Source organism: Cupriavidus yeoncheonensis, assembly GCF_905397275.1.
Lineage (GTDB): Bacteria > Pseudomonadota > Gammaproteobacteria > Burkholderiales > Burkholderiaceae > Cupriavidus > Cupriavidus yeoncheonensis.
The window spans coordinates 48,494-67,514 of the sequence record NZ_CAJPUY010000029.1; the positions used below are offsets into that span (position 1 = coordinate 48,494).

The following is a 19,021-nucleotide window of genomic DNA, read 5'->3' on the forward strand; positions in this document are numbered from 1 at the left end:
TCAGGGAAACCGGACTCAGTCCTGGCGATCGCCCGCAGGCATCGCCAGCAGCGGCATCAACTCGTTGCCCCAGGCCACCCAGTCCTGTTCGAAACGAATGCCCCGGCGCAGCAGCGCGAAGCGCAGTTGCTGCCCGCGGTCCTGGCGCGCATCGGAAAAGTCCCGGCGCTCGATGGCCTGGTAGGTTTCCAGCCGGGCCTGGTGCAGCGCGATCAGCCGGCGCATTTCATCGGCCAGGCCCAGCGGGCCGATCGCCGCATCCGCGCGCAGCTTGACCAGGATCTCCTCGCGCTGGTCCAGCCCCGCGCCGGGCTCCAGCACCCACCGCACCAGTTCGTCGCGCCCGGCTGGCAGCACGTGATACACCTTCTTGCGGTTCTTCTTCTCTTCGCCATTGGGCGCGGCATTGCCGTTGGCGTCGCCGCCCTGGTCGGTCTCCTCGGCGGCAATCCAGCCGTGCTCGGCCATGCGTCCAAGTTCGCGATAGATCTGCTGGTGCGTGGCGTGCCAGAAATAGCCGATGGAACGATCGAACCGGCGCGCCAGGTCATAACCGGACGACGGTTTCTCGATCAGGGAAATCAACAGGGCGTGCTGGGTCGACATTCGGCTGGAAAGGTAGCCATGCTGGCGATTGAAGGCCGGAAAGCATGCGAGCGCAGCCTCCTCGGGGAACCGCGCTATGGTAGCGCAAGGCTTTGCGTGATAGCCGGGCGCCGATGTATCGCAAGACGACAATGGCCAGAGAACCGACAAGACTGACAATTCTGAAAACACATGCCTCAGAGAATTAAAAAATGCTAAATGGCATTTTTGCGAAGCATGGCATACATTGCGAACATTGCCACCCGTCTGCGCGAAGCTGGCATCGCCCCCACCCTGCTCGCGCCTTGTCACCGGAGCCAATTCAAATGAGAGGACACGATCTTGCAGAAGACCGTGACGTCGCCTGGGAGGCAGATGCCAGGCAGGAGCCGGCGAGCGAAATCGCGGTGCTGCCGGCCCGCGCACCGGTCTACTACCGGCTGCCGGATACGCCCGACGGCCACCACATCAAGGAATACGCCAGCGGCCTGCGCCAGCTCGTGCGCTTCGTGGGCGTCGAAGAGCAGGTGGTGAAGTACTGCCTGGGATAGCCAAGCCTGCTCCGGGATAACCGCCGGTTGTCTCCTCCGGCCCTCCAGTGGGCACGGATTGAACCCGCCGATTCCGCGGGTTTTTTTTGCCTGCCCACCTGACGCGCCATGAAGCGGTTCCGCGGCACCAAAGCAAAGAGCCGGCCCAGGGCCGGCTCTCTTCAAGGCATGACCATCGCCAGGATCAGTCCACGGTCGCGCCCGAGGACTTCACCACCTTCGCCCACTTCGCGGTCTCGGTCTTCATGAACGCGGCGAGCTGGGCCGGCTTTTCCGGGAACGGCTCGGCGCCCTGGTCGGCCATCTGCTTCTTCACTTCCGGCATGGCGAGGATCTTCACCACTTCGGCGTTCAGGCGGTCGACGATGGCTTGCGGCGTGCCGGCGGTGGCATACAGCGCGAACCACGACGTGGCTTCATAGCCGGGCACGCCCGATTCCGCCACGGTCGGCACGTTCGGCAGCGCCGGCGAGCGCTTGGCCGAGGTCACGGCGATGGCGCGCAGCTTGCCCGCCTTCACGTGCGGATACGACGACGGCATGTTGTCGAACATCAGGCCGATCTGGTTGCCCAGCAGGTCGTTCACGGCAGGCGCGCTGCCCTTGTACGGGATGTGCTGGATGTGCAGGCCGGTCATCGAGTTGAACAGCTCGCCCGACAGGTGCATCGACGAGCCGCTGCCCGACGAACCGTAGGACAGCTTGTCCGGATTGGCCTTCACATAGGCAATCAGTTCCTTGATGTTGTTCACCGGCACCTTGGGGTTCACCACCACCAGGTTCGGCACCATCGCCACGCGGCTGATCGGCGCGAAGTCCTTGACCGGGTCATACGGCAGCTTGGAGTACAGCGACTGGTTGATGGCGTGGGTGCCGATGGTGCCCATGAACAGCGTATAGCCGTCGCCCGGTGCCTTGGCGGCCAGCGAAGCGCCGATATTGCCGCCCGCGCCCGGACGGTTGTCGATCACCACGGGCTGGCCGAGCGCCTTGCCCAGCTGCAGACCGACGATGCGGGCCAGGATGTCGGTGGTGCCCCCGGCCGAGAACGGCACGATCATCGTGATCGGCTTGGCCGGGTAGCCGCCCTGCGCATGCGCGGCGCCGGCAAAGCCGGCAATGGTGGTGGCCAGCGCAATGCCTGCGGCCAGCAGGCGGCGGCGGGTCGTGGAGGTCTGGGAATCGGGTCTCATCGGTTTGCTCCGGTTGTCCTTGTTGCCCGTGCGCGCGCATGGCGCCGGTCGCGGGCTTATGCTGGATAGCGTGATTGCTGCCCTGGAAGAAGGCAGCGCGGTGGCGCTGCCTTCGTGCAGGCTGTGACCGGAAGGATCACATCCTGATATGACGTTTTATTAACGTCTTTTCTTGTGAATGCCTGAAGCCCCGGGGATCAGACCGGCGCCACGCCAAGCGTGGTCCCGCCGCACACATAGAGGACCTGGCCCGTGACAAAGCCATTGTCGGGCGACAGGAAGAACAGCGCGGCACGCGCCACATCTTCCGGCGTACCCATGCGCTTCACGGCGATGCTCGCCAGGATGCGGCGGGTCTGCTCGCTGCCCTCGGGGTTGCTCTTGCGGAACAGCTCGGTGGCGATCGGGCCCGGCGCCACCGCATTCACGGTAATGCCGTCGCCGCCGAGCTCCATGGCCAGCGTGCGCGTCATGCCGATCAGCCCGGCCTTGGTGGCCGAGTAGACCACGCGCTCGGGCTTGCCCAGCGCCGCGCGCGAAGCCATGTTGACCACACGGCCAAACCCGGCGGCGCGCATGGCCGGCAGGCAGGCCTGCGTGAGCAGCATCGCCGCCTGCAGGTGCAGGCCGACGACATAGTCGAGGTCTGCCACGGTGGCCGTGTCGGCGGTGCCGGGGCGCGTCGCGCCCGCATTGTTCACCAGCCGCGTGACCGCGAACTGCGAGGTGACCTGCCGCGCCACGGCGCTTGTCGCCTCGGCGTTGGTCAGGTCAGCCTGGAAAAACGACAGGTTGGGGTGGGACCAGCCCGGCTCCGTGTAGTCGATATTGACCACCCGGGTGGTGCCGTCTGCCAGCAGCATTTCGCTGATGGCGCGCCCGATACCGGAACTGGCGCCGGTGACGATCGTGGCGTTCGGAAGAGACATCTTCAACTCCGCTCCGGCCGCTCGCGGACCGGGTCTTGCTAACAACCGCTGCTTCACTCATCGCATGCCGCCTTCCCCGGGAGGGAGACGACGATGCGCCGCGACCGGTACCGGGCCGCGGCGCATGCGCGACACCGACGCGTCAGACGCGTTCGATCACCATGGCGATGCCCTGCCCCACGCCGATGCACATCGTGCACAGCGCGAAGCGCCCGCCCGTGCGGTGCAGCTGGTACATCGCGGTGGTCACCAGGCGCGCGCCGCTCATGCCGAGCGGGTGGCCCAGTGCGATCGCACCGCCGTTCGGGTTGACGCGCTTGTCGTCGTCGGCGATGCCCAGTTCACGCAGCACGGCCAGGCCTTGCGCGGCGAACGCTTCGTTCAGTTCGATCACGTCGATCTGGTCCAGCGTCATGCCCAGCTGCTTCATCAGCTTCTGCGTGGCCGGTGCCGGGCCGATGCCCATCACGCGCGGTGCCACGCCGGCGGTTGCCATGCCGACGATGCGCGCACGCGGGGTCAGGCCGTGTTGCTTGAGGCCGGCTTCGCTCGCCAGCAGCAGTGCGCAGGCGCCATCGTTCACGCCCGAGGCATTGCCGGCGGTCACGGTGCCGTCAGGACGGACCACGCCGCGCAGCTTGCCCAGCGCTTCCATGCTGGTGGCGCGCGGGTGCTCGTCGCGTTCGACCACGATCGGGTCGCCCTTCTTCTGCGCGATGGTGACCGGCGTGATTTCCTGCGCCAGCGTGCCGTCGGCCTGCGCGCGCGAGGCCTTTTCCTGGCTGCGCAGCGCCATCAGGTCCTGGTCTTCGCGGCCGATCTTGTAATCGGTGGCGACGTTCTCGGCGGTCTCGGGCATCGAGTCCACGCCGTACGCCGCGCGCATCGCCGGGTTGATGAAGCGCCAGCCGATGGTGGTATCGAAGATCTGCGCATCGCGCGAGAACGCGCTGCTGGCCTTGCCCATCACGAACGGGGCGCGGCTCATGCTTTCCACGCCGCCGGCGATCATCAGCGTGGCTTCGCCGGCCTTGATGGCGCGCGCGGCGGTACCGGTGGCGTCCATGCCCGAACCGCACAGGCGGTTCAGCGTCGCGCCCGGCACGTCCTGCGGCAGGCCCGCCAGCAGCGCCGACATGCGTGCCACGTTGCGGTTGTCTTCACCGGCCTGGTTGGCGTTGCCGTAGATCACGTCATCGATGGCGGACCAGTCCAGGTTCGGGTTGCGCGCCATCAGCGCCTTGAGGGGCACCGCGCCCAGGTCGTCCGCGCGCACGGCGGACAGGCTGCCGCCGTAGCGGCCGATGGGGGTACGGATGGCGTCGCAGATAAAGGCTTCGGTCATGTCTCTCTCTCGGTCTTGATGTCAGTGGTCAGCCCTGGATCAGGGTAACGCCGGTCAGGCGCTGCAGCTCGTCAAAGCCCAGCCCCTCCACCAGGTCGCGCGCGACCAGCCCGTCGGCGGTCACGTCGATGGTGGCCAGATCAGTGTAGATGCGCGTCACGCAACCGATGCCGGTCAGCGGATAGGTGCACTGCGGCACGATCTTGCTTTCGCCCTGCTTGGTGAGGTGCTCCATCATCACGAACACCTGCTTGGCGCCGATGGCGAGGTCCATCGCACCGCCCACGGCGGGGATGGCGCCCGGTGCGCCGGTGTGCCAGTTGGCCAGGTCGCCCTTCTCGGAAACCTGGAACGCGCCCAGCACGCAGAAGTCGAGGTGGCCGCCGCGCATCATGGCGAACGAGTCGGCATGGTGGAAGTACGAGCCGCCGGCCTTGACCGTCACGGGCTGCTTGCCGGCATTGATCAGGTCGCCGTCTTCCTCGCCCGGTGCGGGCGCGGGGCCCATGCCGAGCAGGCCGTTTTCACTGTGCAGCAGGATTTCCTTGTCTGCCGGCAGGTGGTTGCCCACCAGCGTGGGCAGGCCGATGCCGAGGTTCACCACGGCACCTTCCGGGATGTCCTTGGCCACACGTGCGGCCATCTGGTCGCGGGTCAGTTTTTGCATGTTCGCTCTCCTTCTCGCTCAGACCTTCACCACGCGCTTGACGAACAGGCCCGGCGTCACGATGTGCTCCGGATCCAACTCGCCCAGCTCCGCCAGGTGGCTCACCTGCACGATGGGGCACTTGGCAGCCATGGCCATGATCGGGCCGAAGTTGCGAGCGGTCTTGCGGTAGGTCAGGTTGCCCCAGCGGTCGGCCGTGTCGGCCTTGATCAGGGCAAAGTCGGCGTGGATGGGCTTTTCGAACACATAGCCCTGGCCATCGATGATGCGGGTTTCCTTGCCTTCGGCCAGCGGCGTGCCGTAGGCCGTGCGCGTGAAGAAACCGCCGATGCCGGCACCGGCGGCGCGGATGCGCTCGGCCAGGTTGCCCTGCGGCACCAGTTCCAGTTCGATCTCGCCGGCGTGGTACAGCGCATCGAACACATAGGAGTCCGTCTGGCGCGGGAACGAGCAGATGATCTTGCGCACGCGCTTGGTCTTGAGCAGCGCCGCCAGGCCGGTGTCGCCGTTGCCGGCGTTGTTGTTGACGATGGTGAGGTCGCGCGCGCCCTGGGCGATCAACGCGTCGATCAGTTCCGCCGGCATGCCAGCCATGCCGAAGCCGCCGATGAGGATGGTGGCGCCGTCGTGGATGCCGGCCACTGCCGCTTCCACCGAGTCGTATATCTTGTTGATCACTTGCGTTCCAGTCCGGGATGAGGGTCTGGCAGGTGCCGGGACCGGCCGCAAGGCGCGGCGCGCAAAAACTGTCTCCGGGCAATCCCTGCCGGACAGGCGTCTGGCGCAAGCACCGATGACAGCGCGCTAGCCATGACGGGTTCCAACAGAAGTGTTTGAATTTGTTCTTATTACGAACTTGAATTCGCACTCTGAACAGAGTACACCCCGCGGCAAACACGGGTCAAGGCGACTGCAAAGAGCTTGTCCGGTAATCGGCCGCCCATGTCGCAGCATGCCGTGAGTCGCACGCGGCGGGACTCCCTCTCCTGTCCACGACCTCTCTGTAGGACTGAGCCGACGTCACAATCGGCCCGGTGGCGATACGGCCGCCGCGCGCTCCAGCCTATGCTTCCATCAAGACCAGCCACAAGACGACCGCCACCGGACCACCCGGCACGCCACGGCAAGTCTGCACCAGAACCAGTCCGGCCCAACGCGGCCGGACCAGAACAAAAGAGGAGTCGGACATCATGGCACGCGCCTTCGCCAGCCCCAACCCTTCCCGGACTCACAAGGATTATCAGGTCGCACTCGACCGGATCCTGCGCACCACGCGGCAAGACTGGATGCTGGATATTCTGCCTTCCGGGCCGGCCCTGCAAGCGCCTCCCGCACGCCCGCGCGTGCGCCTGCCGTGCCTTGCAGCCGGGCCTTCGAGGCGCAGATCATGGCCATCCGCTGCCAGCAGGTGTTCGCGGCCTGAGGTGCTCGCGGCTGAACCGGCTCCCGCTCAGGGCAGTTGCAGCACCGCGCGGCTGCCCGCCGTGCCAGGCCGGATTTCCAGCCGCACGTCGATGCGTTCGCGCAGTTCCGCGACATGCGAGATGATCCCCACCAGCCGTCCCGCCTGCTGCAAGTCCAGCAAGGTGCGGATGGCAAAGTCCAGGCTTTCCGGATCGAGCGTGCCGAAGCCCTCGTCGACGAACAACGTGTCGAGCTGGATGCCGCCTGCGCGCGACTGGACCACATCGGCCAGCCCTAGCGCCAGCGACAGCGAGGCCAGGAACCCTTCGCCGCCTGACAGCGTATTGGCCGGGCGCGCCGCGCCGGTGTCATAGTCAAACACCTCCAGGTCGAGTCCGCCCGCCGAGCGCTGGTCGGCCTGCTCGCGCACGCGCTGCAGGGTGTAGCGGCCACGGCTCATTGCCAGCAGGCGCACAGAGGCGGCTTCCAGCACCTCGTCCAGCAGCGTGGCGAGCACGAAGCGCTGGAAGGTCATGCGGCGCGGATTATTCCCGTTCGCGACTTCCGCGAGCCGTCCGAGGATGGCGTAGCGCGCTTCGATCTCGCTGTTTGCCGCAGCCAGTGCATCGAGCTGCCTTTGGCATTGCAGCAGGCTGTCGCGCATGCGTGCGCGGTCGGCCTGCTGCCGGACCATGCCTTCCACGGCAGTGGCGGCGGCCGACGCCGCCACGCGCAGGCCATCCAGATCCGGCGCCGCCAGTCCCTCGGCAGCCACGATGGCGCGCGACAGGCCGTGCGCGGACACCGCGAGGGCCTCATCGTACGTACGGACCGCATCATCCAGCGCGTCGATGGCCGCGGCGTCCAGCCGGGCCGTGCCGAAGGCCGCCATATCCGCAAAGCCCGAAGCGGCCAGCATCGCGTCCGCCGCGTTCCGGGCTTCCAGCAGGCGCTCGCCTGCGCGGGCCAGCACGGCCAGTGCCGACTGGCTGGCCGCTTCGGCCCCGGCCAGCGCTGCGCCAGCCTGCTTGTCGGCCGCTTGCGCCACCTCCAGCGCGCCGCCGAGCGCGGTGAACTGCGCGCGCGCCTGGTGCAGGCCCGCCTCGATGGCTGCGGGATCGCGCGCGTCGTCGGGCAGTTGCGCGCATGCCGCGCGCCATTCCCCCTGCAACTGCGCAAGCGATTGGGCCGTGGATTCCACCGAGGCGCACGCCTTGCGGTGGGCATCATCGGCGGCCGCGAGCACGGCCCGCCGCTTGTCAATGGCTGCCGGCATGCGCTCCAGCCGGGCAGCCGATGCCTGCGCGGCAGCAAGCTCCCGCTCCAGCGCAGCGGTCTCTACGGTCAGTTGCTGTGCCGTGACATCCACCGCCTGCGGCGCGGCGTCGCCGATATCCGCTGCGACCTCCGCAAGCTGTGCGGCCAGCCGCTGCACTTCCGCATGCGCGGCATGCCGGGCGTTGGCGGCGCGCAGCGCGGCGTCATCGGCCTCGCGCGAGGCGGCACGCGCCTGCTCGAGCGCATCGTCCAAGACGAGTTCCGCGCTGTGTTGCGCCGGCGCCGGATGATCGGTGCCGCCGCAGACCGGACACGCCTCGCCCGTCGCCAGCACGGCGGCAAGGCGCGCGGCCTGCCCTGCCCGCCAGGCCGACTCCGTCATGGACAGAGCCGCGCGCTGCGTGTCCCGGTGCGTGGCCGCACGGGCAGCGGCCGCGTCGCAGCGCGCCAGTGCGTCGCGCGCCGTCGCCGCAGCCTGTCCGGTCTGCCGGTACCGCGCAATCTGCTTCGCCCGCGTCTGGGCCGCCTGCAGCTGCAGGCCGAGGGTCTGAAGCTGTGCGGCCAGCACCTGTGCCTGGCGCTGGTCGGCTTCCGCAGTGGCCAGTTCCACCTGCCTCTGTGCCAGCACTTGTGCGGCCCGATCGCGCGCGGCGACGGCGTCGGCCTGTTGTCGCACGGCCGCCTCCAGCGACTGGCGCAGGTTGCCAAGCTGACGCGCGCGGGGCAGCAGCGCCTCGAACTCCATCACGCGGCGTTGCGCCGCCTCACGCACATCGCCGCGCCCGAGTTCGGCCTGCAGCCGCTCGCCCGCCTGCGCGGCCACCCCTTGCTGCTGCCGCAGCGCGCCGGCCGCCTGCTCCGCCGCTGCCTGCGCGGCCAGCTGGTCGCGTCCGGCGGTTTCCAGATGCTGGATGGCGGGCCACGCCTGCGTGGCCCGCCGTGCCGCGTGCAGGCGCAGGCGTTGTTCATCGGTCGCCGCCTTGCGGGCCAGCAAGGCCGCATGGGCTGCCTGCGCGTCGGCACGTTCGCGCAGCCGCGCCGCCACCTGCTCGCCGCCTTGCAAGGCAGTCTGCGCGGCGGCCTGGGCGGCGCGCGCCGATTGCTCCTGCTGCTGCAGGTCCTGCAGTTCCTGCTGGAGCTGCGCGATGCCCTGCGCCACCGCATCGGTCGACTCCATGTCGAACTGCCGCAGCAGCGCCTGGCGCTGGTCGACGATGCGCTCGGCGTCGCGCCGGATGCCGGCCGCCTCGCTTTTCAGCAGCTCTTCCACGTGCCGGTACAGCTCGGTGCGGAACAGGCGCTCCAGGATGCCTTGCCGCCCCTGCGAACTGGCCGTCAGCAACTCGCGGAAGCGCCCCTGCGGCAGCACGATGACCTGGCGGAACTGCGCGCTGTCGAACCCGAGCAACTCGCGGATGGCGTCACTGACCTTGGCCGGCTGCCCCGCCTTGCTGACCCAGCCATCGCCCTCCCAGGCATCGAGCTGTGCCTTGGCGGTCTCGGTGACCATGCCTTCGCCGCGCTGCTTCGGCCGCTCCTGCGCGGGCGAACGCACGACGCGGTAGCGCTGCGCGCCAAGGCTGAATTCGAGCACGACTTCCGTGCGCAGCCCGGGCGCCGCATTGGCGCTGCGCATGGCCTGCGCGGTGCGTTCGCCGCCCGAGGTGTCGCCATACAGCGCAAAGCAGACAGCGTCGAGCAGCGTGGTCTTGCCGGCACCCGTGGGGCCGTGGATCAGGAAGAAGGCCTGCTCGCCCAGTTGCGTGAAATCGATCGCCTCGGTGCCGGAGAACGGCCCGAAGGCCTGCATCGTCAGGTGCAATGGCCTCATGCCGACTCCCGCTGCGCGGCGGCCATGCCGGCCAGCACCTGCTCCAGCGCGACGCGCTGGCCATCATCGAGTTCGGCATCGGCCACTTCGCGGAAGAAGCTCGCGAAGAGTTCGCCGGTGCTCTGTTCGCGCAGGCGCCGCGCGGCGTCGCCCGCCGCACCGGCGCGCGCCAGCACGGTCCGCTCGACCGCGAGCGCATTGGGATAGACCTGGCGCAGCTTCGCCATCGGGTCCAACAGCGCGCCGGTGTCGGTCAGGCGCGCATAGACATAGTCATCGCGCCGGGCGTCATCGGCTTCAGCGGCGGCAGCCGCGATCAGCCCCGCCAGTTCGCCTTCGACGATGCGCAGGTCGCGCAGCGGCCGCAACGGCATGGGCGTGATCTGTACGCTGCCGTCGCCGCCAAGGTCGATCATCGACACGGACTTTTCGTGGCTGCACTCCGACAGCGAGTACTTGAGCAGCGAGCCCGCATAATGCAGCCGCCCGTCGATGGTCTGCGGCCGGTGCAGGTGGCCCAGCGCCACCAGGTCAAAGCCGTCGAAGGCCTGCGCGGCAACCGCGCCGCTGCCCCCCACCGACAAGGGCCGCTCCGATTCGCTGACCGCGCCGCCAACGACGAAGGCATGCCCCACCACCACCGAGCGCACGCCGTGCGGATGGATCGCCCGGATGGCGTCCAGCTGCGCGCACAGGGCGGCTTCATGCGTGGCCAGCTCGGCGCCCAGCGCGTCGCGCACGACGGCCGGTTCGGCATACGGCAGCGCATAGATGCGCACCTCGCCGTGCGCATCGTGCAACGCCACGCTGGCCGGCGTGGCGGACGTGCAGCCGGCCACGTGCAGGCCTTGCGACTGCATCAGTCTCGCGCCGAACTCCAGCCGCTGCGCGCTGTCATGGTTGCCCGCGATCAGCACCACGGGCACGCCCGCATCCAGGATGATCCGTGCCAGGACGTCGTCCAGCAGCGCCACCGCTTCCGGAGGCGGCACGGCGCGGTCATAGACGTCGCCGGCGATCAGCACGGCGTCGGGGCGCTCGGCGCGCACAAGTTCGACAAACTGGTCGAGGATATGGGCCTGGTCTTCGATCAGGCTGCGGGCATGGAAGAGCCGCCCGAGATGCCAGTCGGCGGTATGCAGGAAACGCAATATGGATACCTGGTCTGCGGTGTGAGGGTGGCGTGTCCGGCACGGCGGCACGCGGTACAACCGGCATCATAACTGCGCGGACTGCGCGAGGGTCGCGCGTGCCGCCTCAGGCCCCTGCCGGACCCGTGAACACCGTCAGCACACCCGTGTAGCCGTACAGGTGATCGCGCGCGATCTCGCCATTGGCAAAGAACCCTGCCAGCGGCAGTTCGCCGAGCGCGCGGCGCACCAGCTGCAGCTCGGCATTGGAGGCGCCGAAATGCGGGCCGCCCCGGCCGGAGCAGCTGATATAGAGCCCGCCAAGCACCCGCCCGACCGTGCCGCTCTCGATCTCGGCGCGAATCTCCGTGCCGATGCGCATCAGGTCGGCGCGCGCCGCGGACGGGTTCTGTGTGCAGAATGCGAGCCGCATGCCGGGTTCGGCCACGTCCGCCAGCGCCAGTATGCGATGCTGCACGTCCAGGCCCATCAGGTGCCGGACCATGGTCTCGGCGCCGAACATGCCGGGCAGTCTCGGCGCGTCGTCCGCCCCCGCGCTCAGGCCGGCGAGCGTCCCGGACAGCGCCTCGGCCATGTCCTGCGTGGGCGCATCGCGCGCGAGTCCGAGGTCCTTCAGGACGCAGTCGAGCGCCGGTTCGTTGTCCAGCGTGAACAGCAGATTGCGGTCCGCGCGTGTCACGGTGCGCGCCGGCCCGATCGGCTGGCAGCCCTGCGTCACGCGTGAGATCAGGCCGACCCGGGGGCCGAACAGGACGCCCGACAAGCCGCCCGAGTAAATGCCATCGGCCATCTGCAGGGTCCGGTTGCGCGCCGACGACAACCCGCCAAACAGATAGCCGGTGGCGATGCGTTCGCTCAGTTCGTGCAGCAGGTCCTGCAGGTCAGGCGTCGAGCCTTCCGCATGCACCAGCGCGGCATGGGGCGTGAAGCCGGATGAAGCGGCGGGCAATGGCTGGCGCCCCGAAAACAAGCGGAAGGCGTCACGCGGCAGCGGCGCGGCCATCAGCACCATGGCCGGCTCGTCGATGTACTCGACGCCGCAGGCGCAGACACCGACCGCAGAGGTCCCGACCCATGCGACGCCAGGCCATTCCTGCTGCAGCGCATCGAGAATGCGCTCGGCCGCCGGCGCGTAGTAATCGCTCAGGTAGCACCAGCCCAGCGTCAGCGTGACGGCATGGCCGTGCTGCGCCTGCTGCACCGCAAGCTGGGCTTCCAGCTGCATGCGGCAGTCGGCCAGCGCCTCCTGCCAGCGCGCATTGGCGGCGTGGGCGTGTACGAAGGCCGCGTCATGCATGATGGATCCTCCATTGGGGCGCCTCCGCTGGCGGTCCAGCGGTTCAGGTTGGACACCGCGGGACGGACACCGTTCTTTCCGGCGGCACTGGCCAGGTTACTCCCGGTCTTTGCGCACGCGTTCGCCGTGCAGCAGCGCCTGCACGATCCGTTCGTGCTGCGCCAGCGCCGCTTGCAGTGAACGGGCGCCATAGCTGCGGTTCTCCGCGGGGTCCGCCATGCCGGCCACACGCGTGATGAACAGCGGCGTGTCCACCGGCGCGGCTTCGGACACCCCGCGAAAGCGCGTCGTCACCGTACTTCCGCTGGCCTCCAGCACGGTACGGCGAAACACGGGATCGTTCTCCTCCATCCAGCGCGACCATTCGCGGCGGTCGGCGACTTCCCGCGGTTCATTGCGTTCATCGAGGACATAGAAGCGGTCCCACGCTTCGGGGGACCGGTCGCGCGAGGTCATCAGCAATCCCCATCGCAAGGCCGCAGCATGTGCGGGAAGGCGGAATGTGGGAAGCGCGGCCTGTTCAGCATCGGTTCAGCCATGCCGGGGCATCATCGTTTCCGTCGCCCCCAGGATCCCGAACGATACAAGGACAAGCACCATGAAACGCATCCTGATCGCCACCGCCTTCGCCGTGGCAGCCGCAACCGCCTACGCCCAGTACACCGGCCCCTCGGCCATCCCCGCCGCCACCGTCAAGTCCCTGCAGCAGGACGGCAAGGACGACCAGCAGGCCGTGCTGCGCGGCAAGATCGTCAGCAACGTCGGGCACGAGCGCTACCTGTTCTCGGACGGCACGGGCCAGATGCAGGTGAAGATCAAGGCCTCGCGCTGGCCTGCGCAAAAGGCGGTCGACGCCAGCACCACGGTCGAGTTGCGCGGCGAATACGACAAGGAACTGATCGGCGAATCGCACTTCGACGTAAAGGAAATCCGCCTGCCCTGACCGGAAACACGCGCGGGCCGCCGGGCTCCGCGGCGCGCTCAGCTCACGCGGAAGCCAATCTTCAGTGTCACCTGGAAATGCGCGACCTTGCCGTCGGCGATATGGCCCCGCGTTTCGACGACTTCAAACCAGTCGATATGCTTGATGGTCTCGCCGGCCTTGGTAATCGCATTGCGGATGGCGCTGTCGCAGCCGTCGGGCGACGAGCCGACGATTTCGACGAGCTTGTAGGTATGGTCGCTCATGTCCCCTCTCCTTGGCCGGCTGGCACCCGGCGCGGTTCCATCCATCATAGGCACGCCCACGGCGAAAGCCCAGTAGACGCATGCGGCGAAAAGGACTGTTACACACGGGCGGCTTGTTCCGTGTGAAGCCTGCTGCTACGCTGCGGGCCCGCATTGCCGCGCGGCGTGGCGATGCTGCGCCTCCGTCCCCGAACCGAATAGCACCGTGACCCACCGATTCAAGCGCGCGGCCCTGTCCGCCCTGCTCCTCGCCGCATGCGCAACCGGCCTCGCCCAGGCCCGCTCCACCTCGGCACTCGACAGCATCACCGATACCATCAGCAGCACCTTCAACGAGGCGATCGCCAGGCTGCCGGCGGCGCCAGGCCAGGCCGCGCGTCCGGACGCGTCGGCGCGGCCGGTCAACGCCAGGCCGTTCGCCTCCGGCAGCGGTTACACCCTGTGCTTCGTGCCGGACGGTGTGAGTTGCCAGGACCTGCTCGTCAACGCCATTCGCGGCACGCGCCAGCGGCTGCTGATCCAGGCCTACTCCTTCACCAGCAAGCCGATCGCCGAGGCTGTGGCGCAGGCGCACAAGCGCGGCGTGGACGTGCGCGTGATCCTCGACAAGAGCCAGGTGAGCGAGCGCTACACCAGCGCGACCTTCCTCAAGCACGCAGGCATCCCGGTCGTCATCGACACCAAGCCCGCCATCGCCCACAACAAGGTCATGGTGTTCGACGACCAGGCCGTGTTCACCGGCTCCTTCAACTTCACCAAGTCCGCCCAGGAACGCAACGCCGAGAACGGCATGCTGATCCGCGGCGACGCGGCCGTGGTCAAGGCCTATACCGACAACTGGAAAGCGCGCTACCAGCAGTCGTCGGCGTACTGACGCAGCGCCGGCATGATTCGGCCAACGGTGGCAAACTTGCGGCTCGCCCACCCCCGACCCAACTGGAACCAGCCATCATGCCAGCCATTCCCGACAGCAAATGGATCCGCGTCGACGCCGACGCGGGCAGCTTCGACGCCTACCTGAGCCTGCCACCCGCGGGCGTGCAGCCTGATGGCCCCGCCATCGTGCTGCTGCAGGAGATCTTCGGCGTCAACGAACACATCCGCGCCGTGGCCGACCAGTACGCGGCCGACGGCTACACGGTACTCGCCCCCGACGTGTTCTGGCGCAACGCCCCGCGCGTCGAACTCGGCTACGCCGGCGCCGACATGGAACAGGCCTTTGCGCTGCGCAAGTCCGTCGACGTCGAAGCCGCCGTACGCGACATCGCCGCGACCGTACGCGCGCTGCGCGCGCACACCGGCGCCGGCAGCAAGGTGGCCGCGGTGGGCTATTGCTTTGGTGGCCTGCTCGCCTACCTGAGCGCGGCGCGCGGGCTGGTCAATGCCGCCGTGCCCTACTACGGCGGCGGCATCCAGAACAGCCTGCAGGAAGCCAGCGCGCTGAACGTGCCGGTGCAGTTCCACTATGGCGCGCTCGACGCGCATATCACGCCCGATGCGGTCGCCAACGTGCGCGCCGCGGTGACCGGCAAGCGCGGCACCGAGGTGTTCGTCTACGAGGGCGCCGACCACGGCTTCAACTGCTGGGCGCGTGCAAGCTACAACCAGCGCAGCGCGGCACTCGCGCACGGCCGCGCGCTGGCCTTCCTGGCCCAGACGCTGTAAGCGCCCTGGCCCCTCGCCGCAGCGGCCCGCCTTGCCACGGGCGCGCTGCAACCGTATGCTGCGCTGCTGAGCTTCAAGACTTGCTGGATCCAAACCAAAACGACGGAGACCACCATGCAGTCAGAGCAGCAGCGCGCCCTGCGCAACACCATCCCCGATGCCGTGGCCCGTGCCGTGCGGCGCAGCCCAGCCAAGACCGCCATTCGTTTCGGCTCACGCAGCTGGACTTACCGGCAGCTCGACGAGGCCGCCGCGCGCGTGGCAGGCGCGCTCGCGCAGTGGGGCCTGCGGCCCGGCGATCGCGTCGCGGCCTTCGGCAAGAACTCCGACGCGTACGTGCTGCTGTGGCTGGCCTGCCTGCGTTCCGGGCTGATCCATGTGCCAGTGAATTTCTCGATGACGCGCGCCGAGGCCGAGTACATCGTCACGCAGTCGGGCGCGAGCGCGATCTTCGCCGATCCGTCGCTCGCCGAGCGCGTGCAGGGGTTGCCCTGCCGCGTGAGCGGCACCTTGCACGGCGGCGGCGAGCGCGACGTCCTGGCGGCGGCCGCGCACGGTCCTGTCGCACCGGTGCTGTCCGATCTCGCCGAGGATATGCCCGCGCAGATCCTGTACACCTCGGGGACCACATCCGCGCCCAAGGGTGCCGTGCTCACGCATCGTGCACTGCTGGCCGAGTACGTGAGCACCATCGCGGCCTGCGACGTGCGCGCCGGCGACTATTCGCTGGCGGCGCTGCCGCTCTACCACTCGGCGCAGATGCATGTGTTCCTGATGCCGCTGCTGCTGTGCGGTGGCACCACGCTGATCGCCGACAGCCCCGAGGCCGGCTTCTGCCTGCGCACGATTCACGAAGAAGGCATCACCAGCTTCTTCGCGCCGCCCACGGTGTGGATCGCCCTGCTGCGGCACGCCGGCTTCGAGCCCGTGCGCCTGGGTACGCTGACCAGGGCGTACTACGGCGCCTCGATCATGCCCGTGCCGGTGCTGCTGGAACTGCAGGCGAAGCTGCCCGCGCTGCGCTTCTACAACTGCTACGGACAGAGCGAGATCGGACCGCTCGCCACGGTGCTCGGCCCCGAAGAACATGCGGAGCGCCCGGCTTCGGCGGGCCGGCCTGTACTCAACGTGGAAACGCGCATCGTCGACGAGAAGATGAACGACGTCGCGCCAGGCACGCTCGGCGAGATCGTGCACCGCTCGCCGCAGCTGCTGACCGAATACTGGGACAAGCCCGGGCAGACCACCGAGGCATTTGCCGGCGGCTGGTTCCATTCGGGGGATCTCGGCTATATGGATGAAGCCGGGTACCTCTATGTCGTGGACCGCATCAAGGACGTGATCAACTCGGGGGGCGTGCTGGTGTCGAGCCGCGAAGTCGAGGAATGCCTGTACACCCACCCCGCCGTCGCAGAAGTGGCGGTCTTCGCGCTGTCCCATCCCAGGTGGGTGGAAGCCGTGACCGCGTGCGTGGTGCTCAAGCGCGATGCCACGGCCAGCGAGGAGGCGCTGGTTGCCCATGCGCGCTGTGCGCTTGCACCGTTCAAGGTGCCCAAGCGCGTGGTGTTCGTGGCGGACCTGCCGCGCAATACAGCGGGGAAGCTGCTCAAGCGGAAGCTGCGCGAGGATTACGCCGGGTTGTTCGGTGATGAGGTCAGCGGTGCGGCAGGCTGAGGGTCCGCGCGGCTTTTCAACCCTTGTCTGCGTTCGCGTGCATGACTGACGCCGCTGTTCTGCCGGCTACGCCGGCAAAACAGCGGCGCCTGCCAGGAATGACATCCCCCGGCACGGCGCCCAATCAATAAGGCACCGCCACCCCATTCTCCACCTTCACCCTGTCCCCGTTCCGAAGCTGATACGGATTGGCCTGCGTCACCGTCAGATACCCATTGTCATTGGTCCTGACCCGCACCCGATAGGCAGGCGGCACAGCGCTGCCGCGCTTTTCCACTTCATTGCCGGCCAGGGCGCCGACGACCGCGCCGCCGATGGTGGCCACGGTGTTGCCGCGCCCGCCACCAACCTGGTGCCCCAGCAGACCGCCCACGACGCCCCCGACCACCGCGCCGGCACCGCTCGTGGAAGGCGCTTGCCCCTGCACGACTTCAATGGTTTCCACCCAGCCGTAGCGCACGCCATATTGCTCGGCGCCGCTGTTGCCGTACCCGCTGTCAGCCGGATAACCCTGCTGATAGCCCGATTGCGGATAGCCCTGCTGCTGCGGATAGCTTGCCTGCGGATATCCCTGCTGGGGATAGGAGGCCTGCGGGTAGGACCCCTGGGGATAACCGGCCTGCGTGGCGGCGGTGCTGCCGCCATAGGCGCCATAGCCACCCGAATATCCGCCCGCACCTGCATACCCGCCATAAGGCGCAGTCACGCAACCGGCCAGCGCGCCGGCACCGAGCACCGCAAGCACAACCGAACGAAAGGGGATGGACATGGAAACGACTCCTGCGAATTCGCGTGTTGGGATGCGCGCGAGTCTAGGCCCAGCGGCGCCTGGCGGGTGTCACCACGAATTGTGATTGGTAACCGGCTGTAACGGCACCGCCGTCGATATCGCTGCGCAACGGCTTCAGTCGCGCTCGGCTTCGTCGTCGTTGAATGCAGTGATGCGGGCCACGCGGAAGGTCCCGCGCAAGGATTCCAGTTCGGTCCGGTGCAGCATGGCCAGCCGGTTCAGGCAGCGCTCGCCCTTGGCGAGCAGGTGGACCTGGACCACGCGGCGGTCTTCGGTATTGAGCTTGCGCTTGACCAGGCCGGCAGCCTCGCAGCGGTTCACCAGGGCGACCACGCCGTGCTGCTTGGCCTGGAGCCGCTCGGCCAGTTCGCCGATCGACGCCCAGTCCTTGCCGGCGCAGCCACGAATATGGAGCATCAGCAGGTACTGCTGCACGGTCACGCCTTCGTCGCGAGCCGCGTCTTCCGAAAAGCGGAGAAAGCGCCGGAGCTGGTAGCGGAAGTCGGAAAGCGCCTCGAAGTCCGGCTTGCTGAGTGGCGACGGTTTCGCGGAGGCGGACTTGCTGGGCATAGGCGGCAGGTAAGGCGGATTAGGCGGACAAGGCGGAAAAACCGCGCGTCCGCGCAAGGGATGGCAAGCGGCAGAATTCGGATCGACGCAATTATAGGGGCAAGTCTGGGGGTGTCCCGCCACAACGGATTATGCGAAGCCGCGCCGTCCCGGCATCCGGCTATGGCAGAATCTGTGCGGTTGCATGCACCCTCATCACCGCCACCACCGCCATCACCGCCACGGAAACCTGACCGATGTTCACGGAAATCGCCCTCTTCCTGCTCGATACCGTCTTTACGCTGTTCGGCATGGCCCTGCTGTTGCGCGTGTGGATGCAGGTCACCCGGATGCCCACGCGCAACCCCGTGTCGCAGGGGGTCTTTCAGGTCACTGACTGGCTGGTGCGGCCATTGCGCCGGGTCATTCCCGGGCTGGGCGGCATCGACTGGGCCACGGTCACCGGCGCCTGGCTTACCGCGCTGGCGTTCCTGCTGCTGGTGGCGACGCTCACGGGCCGCGACCTGCTCGATTTCCTGCCGATGCTGCTGCTGGCCGCGCTGCTCTATGTGCTCAAGTGGGGCATCAGCCTGGTGATGTGGGTCACGCTGCTGATGGCGATCCTGTCGTGGGTGAACCCGCATTCGCCCGTCACGCCGGCCATCAACCATCTCACCGCGCCGCTGCTGCGCCCGATCCAGCGCGTGATGCCCCGCCTGGGCGGCTTCGATATGTCGCCGCTGGTGCTGTTCCTGGTCGCGCAGATCCTGCTGATGATCATCGCCCGGCTGAGCGTGGGCGTGTTCGGCATGCACTACTAAGAAGCGTTAGACAGCATGAGCGATGGGATCGACGTGGCACCCAAGGTCGGCGAGACGTTTGAGCAGGCGTCGAATTGTTTTCTCGGCATGATGGCGGTCGAAGT

At 68.0% G+C, this 19,021-nt stretch carries 19 protein-coding genes; 6 read left to right on the plus strand and 13 right to left on the minus strand.

All coding sequences use genetic code 11. The annotated features are described in order from the left end of the window. Nucleotides 1–15: 15 nt before the first annotated feature. Nucleotides 16–606, minus strand: a complete 591-nt coding sequence (locus KHO22_RS28620; RefSeq protein ID WP_211950555.1) for a PadR family transcriptional regulator — start codon at nucleotides 604–606, stop codon at nucleotides 16–18. A gap of 305 nt (nucleotides 607–911) precedes the next feature. Between KHO22_RS28620 and KHO22_RS28625 the strand changes: the two genes are divergently transcribed. Further along, nucleotides 912–1,136, plus strand: a complete 225-nt coding sequence (locus tag KHO22_RS28625) for a hypothetical protein (protein ID WP_211950556.1) — start codon at nucleotides 912–914, stop codon at nucleotides 1,134–1,136. A 184-nt stretch (nucleotides 1,137–1,320) separates the two neighbouring features. On the opposite strand, the gene KHO22_RS28630 is transcribed toward KHO22_RS28625, so the two are convergent. The 9 genes from KHO22_RS28630 to KHO22_RS28670 form a co-directional block, all read right to left on the minus strand. Continuing rightward, the gene (locus KHO22_RS28630) at nucleotides 1,321–2,328 is read right to left on the minus strand and encodes a Bug family tripartite tricarboxylate transporter substrate binding protein (protein WP_211950557.1); all 1,008 of its coding nucleotides are present in this window, start codon (nucleotides 2,326–2,328) and stop codon (nucleotides 1,321–1,323) included. A gap of 197 nt (nucleotides 2,329–2,525) precedes the next feature. After that, nucleotides 2,526–3,257 (minus strand): SDR family NAD(P)-dependent oxidoreductase, encoded by a 732-nt coding sequence (locus KHO22_RS28635; protein WP_211950558.1) that lies wholly within the window; start codon nucleotides 3,255–3,257, stop codon nucleotides 2,526–2,528. Nucleotides 3,258–3,399: 142 nt separating this feature from the next. Next, the gene (gene pcaF / locus KHO22_RS28640) at nucleotides 3,400–4,602 is read right to left on the minus strand and encodes a 3-oxoadipyl-CoA thiolase (protein WP_211950559.1); all 1,203 of its coding nucleotides are present in this window, start codon (nucleotides 4,600–4,602) and stop codon (nucleotides 3,400–3,402) included. A gap of 28 nt (nucleotides 4,603–4,630) precedes the next feature. Further along, nucleotides 4,631–5,269 carry a 3-oxoacid CoA-transferase subunit B gene (locus KHO22_RS28645; protein ID WP_211950560.1) on the minus strand — a complete coding sequence of 213 codons (639 nt, stop codon included), beginning with the start codon at nucleotides 5,267–5,269 and terminating at the stop codon, nucleotides 4,631–4,633. A gap of 18 nt (nucleotides 5,270–5,287) precedes the next feature. Continuing rightward, the gene (locus tag KHO22_RS28650) at nucleotides 5,288–5,947 is read right to left on the minus strand and encodes a 3-oxoacid CoA-transferase subunit A (RefSeq protein WP_211950561.1); all 660 of its coding nucleotides are present in this window, start codon (nucleotides 5,945–5,947) and stop codon (nucleotides 5,288–5,290) included. A gap of 772 nt (nucleotides 5,948–6,719) precedes the next feature. Further along, nucleotides 6,720–9,782, minus strand: coding sequence for an AAA family ATPase (locus KHO22_RS28655; protein ID WP_211950562.1), 3,063 nt, complete (start codon nucleotides 9,780–9,782; stop codon nucleotides 6,720–6,722). Then, nucleotides 9,779–10,933 carry an exonuclease SbcCD subunit D gene (locus KHO22_RS28660; RefSeq protein WP_211950563.1) on the minus strand — a complete coding sequence of 385 codons (1,155 nt, stop codon included), beginning with the start codon at nucleotides 10,931–10,933 and terminating at the stop codon, nucleotides 9,779–9,781. The genes KHO22_RS28655 and KHO22_RS28660 overlap by 4 nt, the downstream gene beginning before the upstream one ends. 106 nt (nucleotides 10,934–11,039) lie before the next feature. Next, nucleotides 11,040–12,230, minus strand: a complete 1,191-nt coding sequence (locus KHO22_RS28665; protein ID WP_211950564.1) for an FIST signal transduction protein — start codon at nucleotides 12,228–12,230, stop codon at nucleotides 11,040–11,042. Nucleotides 12,231–12,326: 96 nt separating this feature from the next. Continuing rightward, nucleotides 12,327–12,686: a hypothetical protein gene (locus tag KHO22_RS28670; RefSeq protein ID WP_211950565.1), complete on the minus strand. Its 360-nt coding sequence runs from the start codon at nucleotides 12,684–12,686 to the stop codon at nucleotides 12,327–12,329. A gap of 142 nt (nucleotides 12,687–12,828) precedes the next feature. Here KHO22_RS28670 and KHO22_RS28675 point away from each other — a divergent pair, with 142 nt between their 5' ends. After that, nucleotides 12,829–13,173, plus strand: coding sequence for a YgiW/YdeI family stress tolerance OB fold protein (locus tag KHO22_RS28675; RefSeq protein WP_211950566.1), 345 nt, complete (start codon nucleotides 12,829–12,831; stop codon nucleotides 13,171–13,173). A gap of 38 nt (nucleotides 13,174–13,211) precedes the next feature. On the opposite strand, the gene KHO22_RS28680 is transcribed toward KHO22_RS28675, so the two are convergent. Continuing rightward, a complete protein-coding gene (locus tag KHO22_RS28680; protein WP_211950567.1) occupies nucleotides 13,212–13,418 on the minus strand; it encodes a dodecin in 207 nt (68 codons plus the stop codon). Between the two features lie 205 nt (nucleotides 13,419–13,623). Here KHO22_RS28680 and KHO22_RS28685 point away from each other — a divergent pair, with 205 nt between their 5' ends. The 3 genes from KHO22_RS28685 to KHO22_RS28695 all read left to right on the plus strand — a co-directional run bounded on the left by KHO22_RS28685 (nucleotide 13,624) and on the right by KHO22_RS28695 (nucleotide 16,757). Then, on the plus strand, nucleotides 13,624–14,292 hold the full coding sequence (locus KHO22_RS28685; RefSeq protein ID WP_211950568.1) for a phospholipase D family nuclease: 669 nt from the start codon (nucleotides 13,624–13,626) through the stop codon (nucleotides 14,290–14,292). Between the two features lie 77 nt (nucleotides 14,293–14,369). Further along, the gene (locus tag KHO22_RS28690; RefSeq protein WP_211950569.1) at nucleotides 14,370–15,083 is read left to right on the plus strand and encodes a dienelactone hydrolase family protein; all 714 of its coding nucleotides are present in this window, start codon (nucleotides 14,370–14,372) and stop codon (nucleotides 15,081–15,083) included. Nucleotides 15,084–15,197: 114 nt separating this feature from the next. Continuing rightward, on the plus strand, nucleotides 15,198–16,757 hold the full coding sequence (locus KHO22_RS28695) for an acyl-CoA synthetase (RefSeq protein ID WP_211950570.1): 1,560 nt from the start codon (nucleotides 15,198–15,200) through the stop codon (nucleotides 16,755–16,757). Between the two features lie 124 nt (nucleotides 16,758–16,881). On the opposite strand, the gene KHO22_RS28700 is transcribed toward KHO22_RS28695, so the two are convergent. Together KHO22_RS28700 and KHO22_RS28705 are read right to left on the minus strand one after the other, a co-directional pair. Next, nucleotides 16,882–17,526, minus strand: a complete 645-nt coding sequence (locus KHO22_RS28700; protein WP_211950571.1) for an outer membrane lipoprotein — start codon at nucleotides 17,524–17,526, stop codon at nucleotides 16,882–16,884. Between the two features lie 135 nt (nucleotides 17,527–17,661). Then, a complete protein-coding gene (locus KHO22_RS28705) occupies nucleotides 17,662–18,117 on the minus strand; it encodes a MarR family winged helix-turn-helix transcriptional regulator (protein WP_211950572.1) in 456 nt (151 codons plus the stop codon). A gap of 236 nt (nucleotides 18,118–18,353) precedes the next feature. Between KHO22_RS28705 and KHO22_RS28710 the strand changes: the two genes are divergently transcribed. Then, on the plus strand, nucleotides 18,354–18,917 hold the full coding sequence (locus KHO22_RS28710; protein WP_211950573.1) for a YggT family protein: 564 nt from the start codon (nucleotides 18,354–18,356) through the stop codon (nucleotides 18,915–18,917). Nucleotides 18,918–19,021 lie beyond the last annotated feature (104 nt).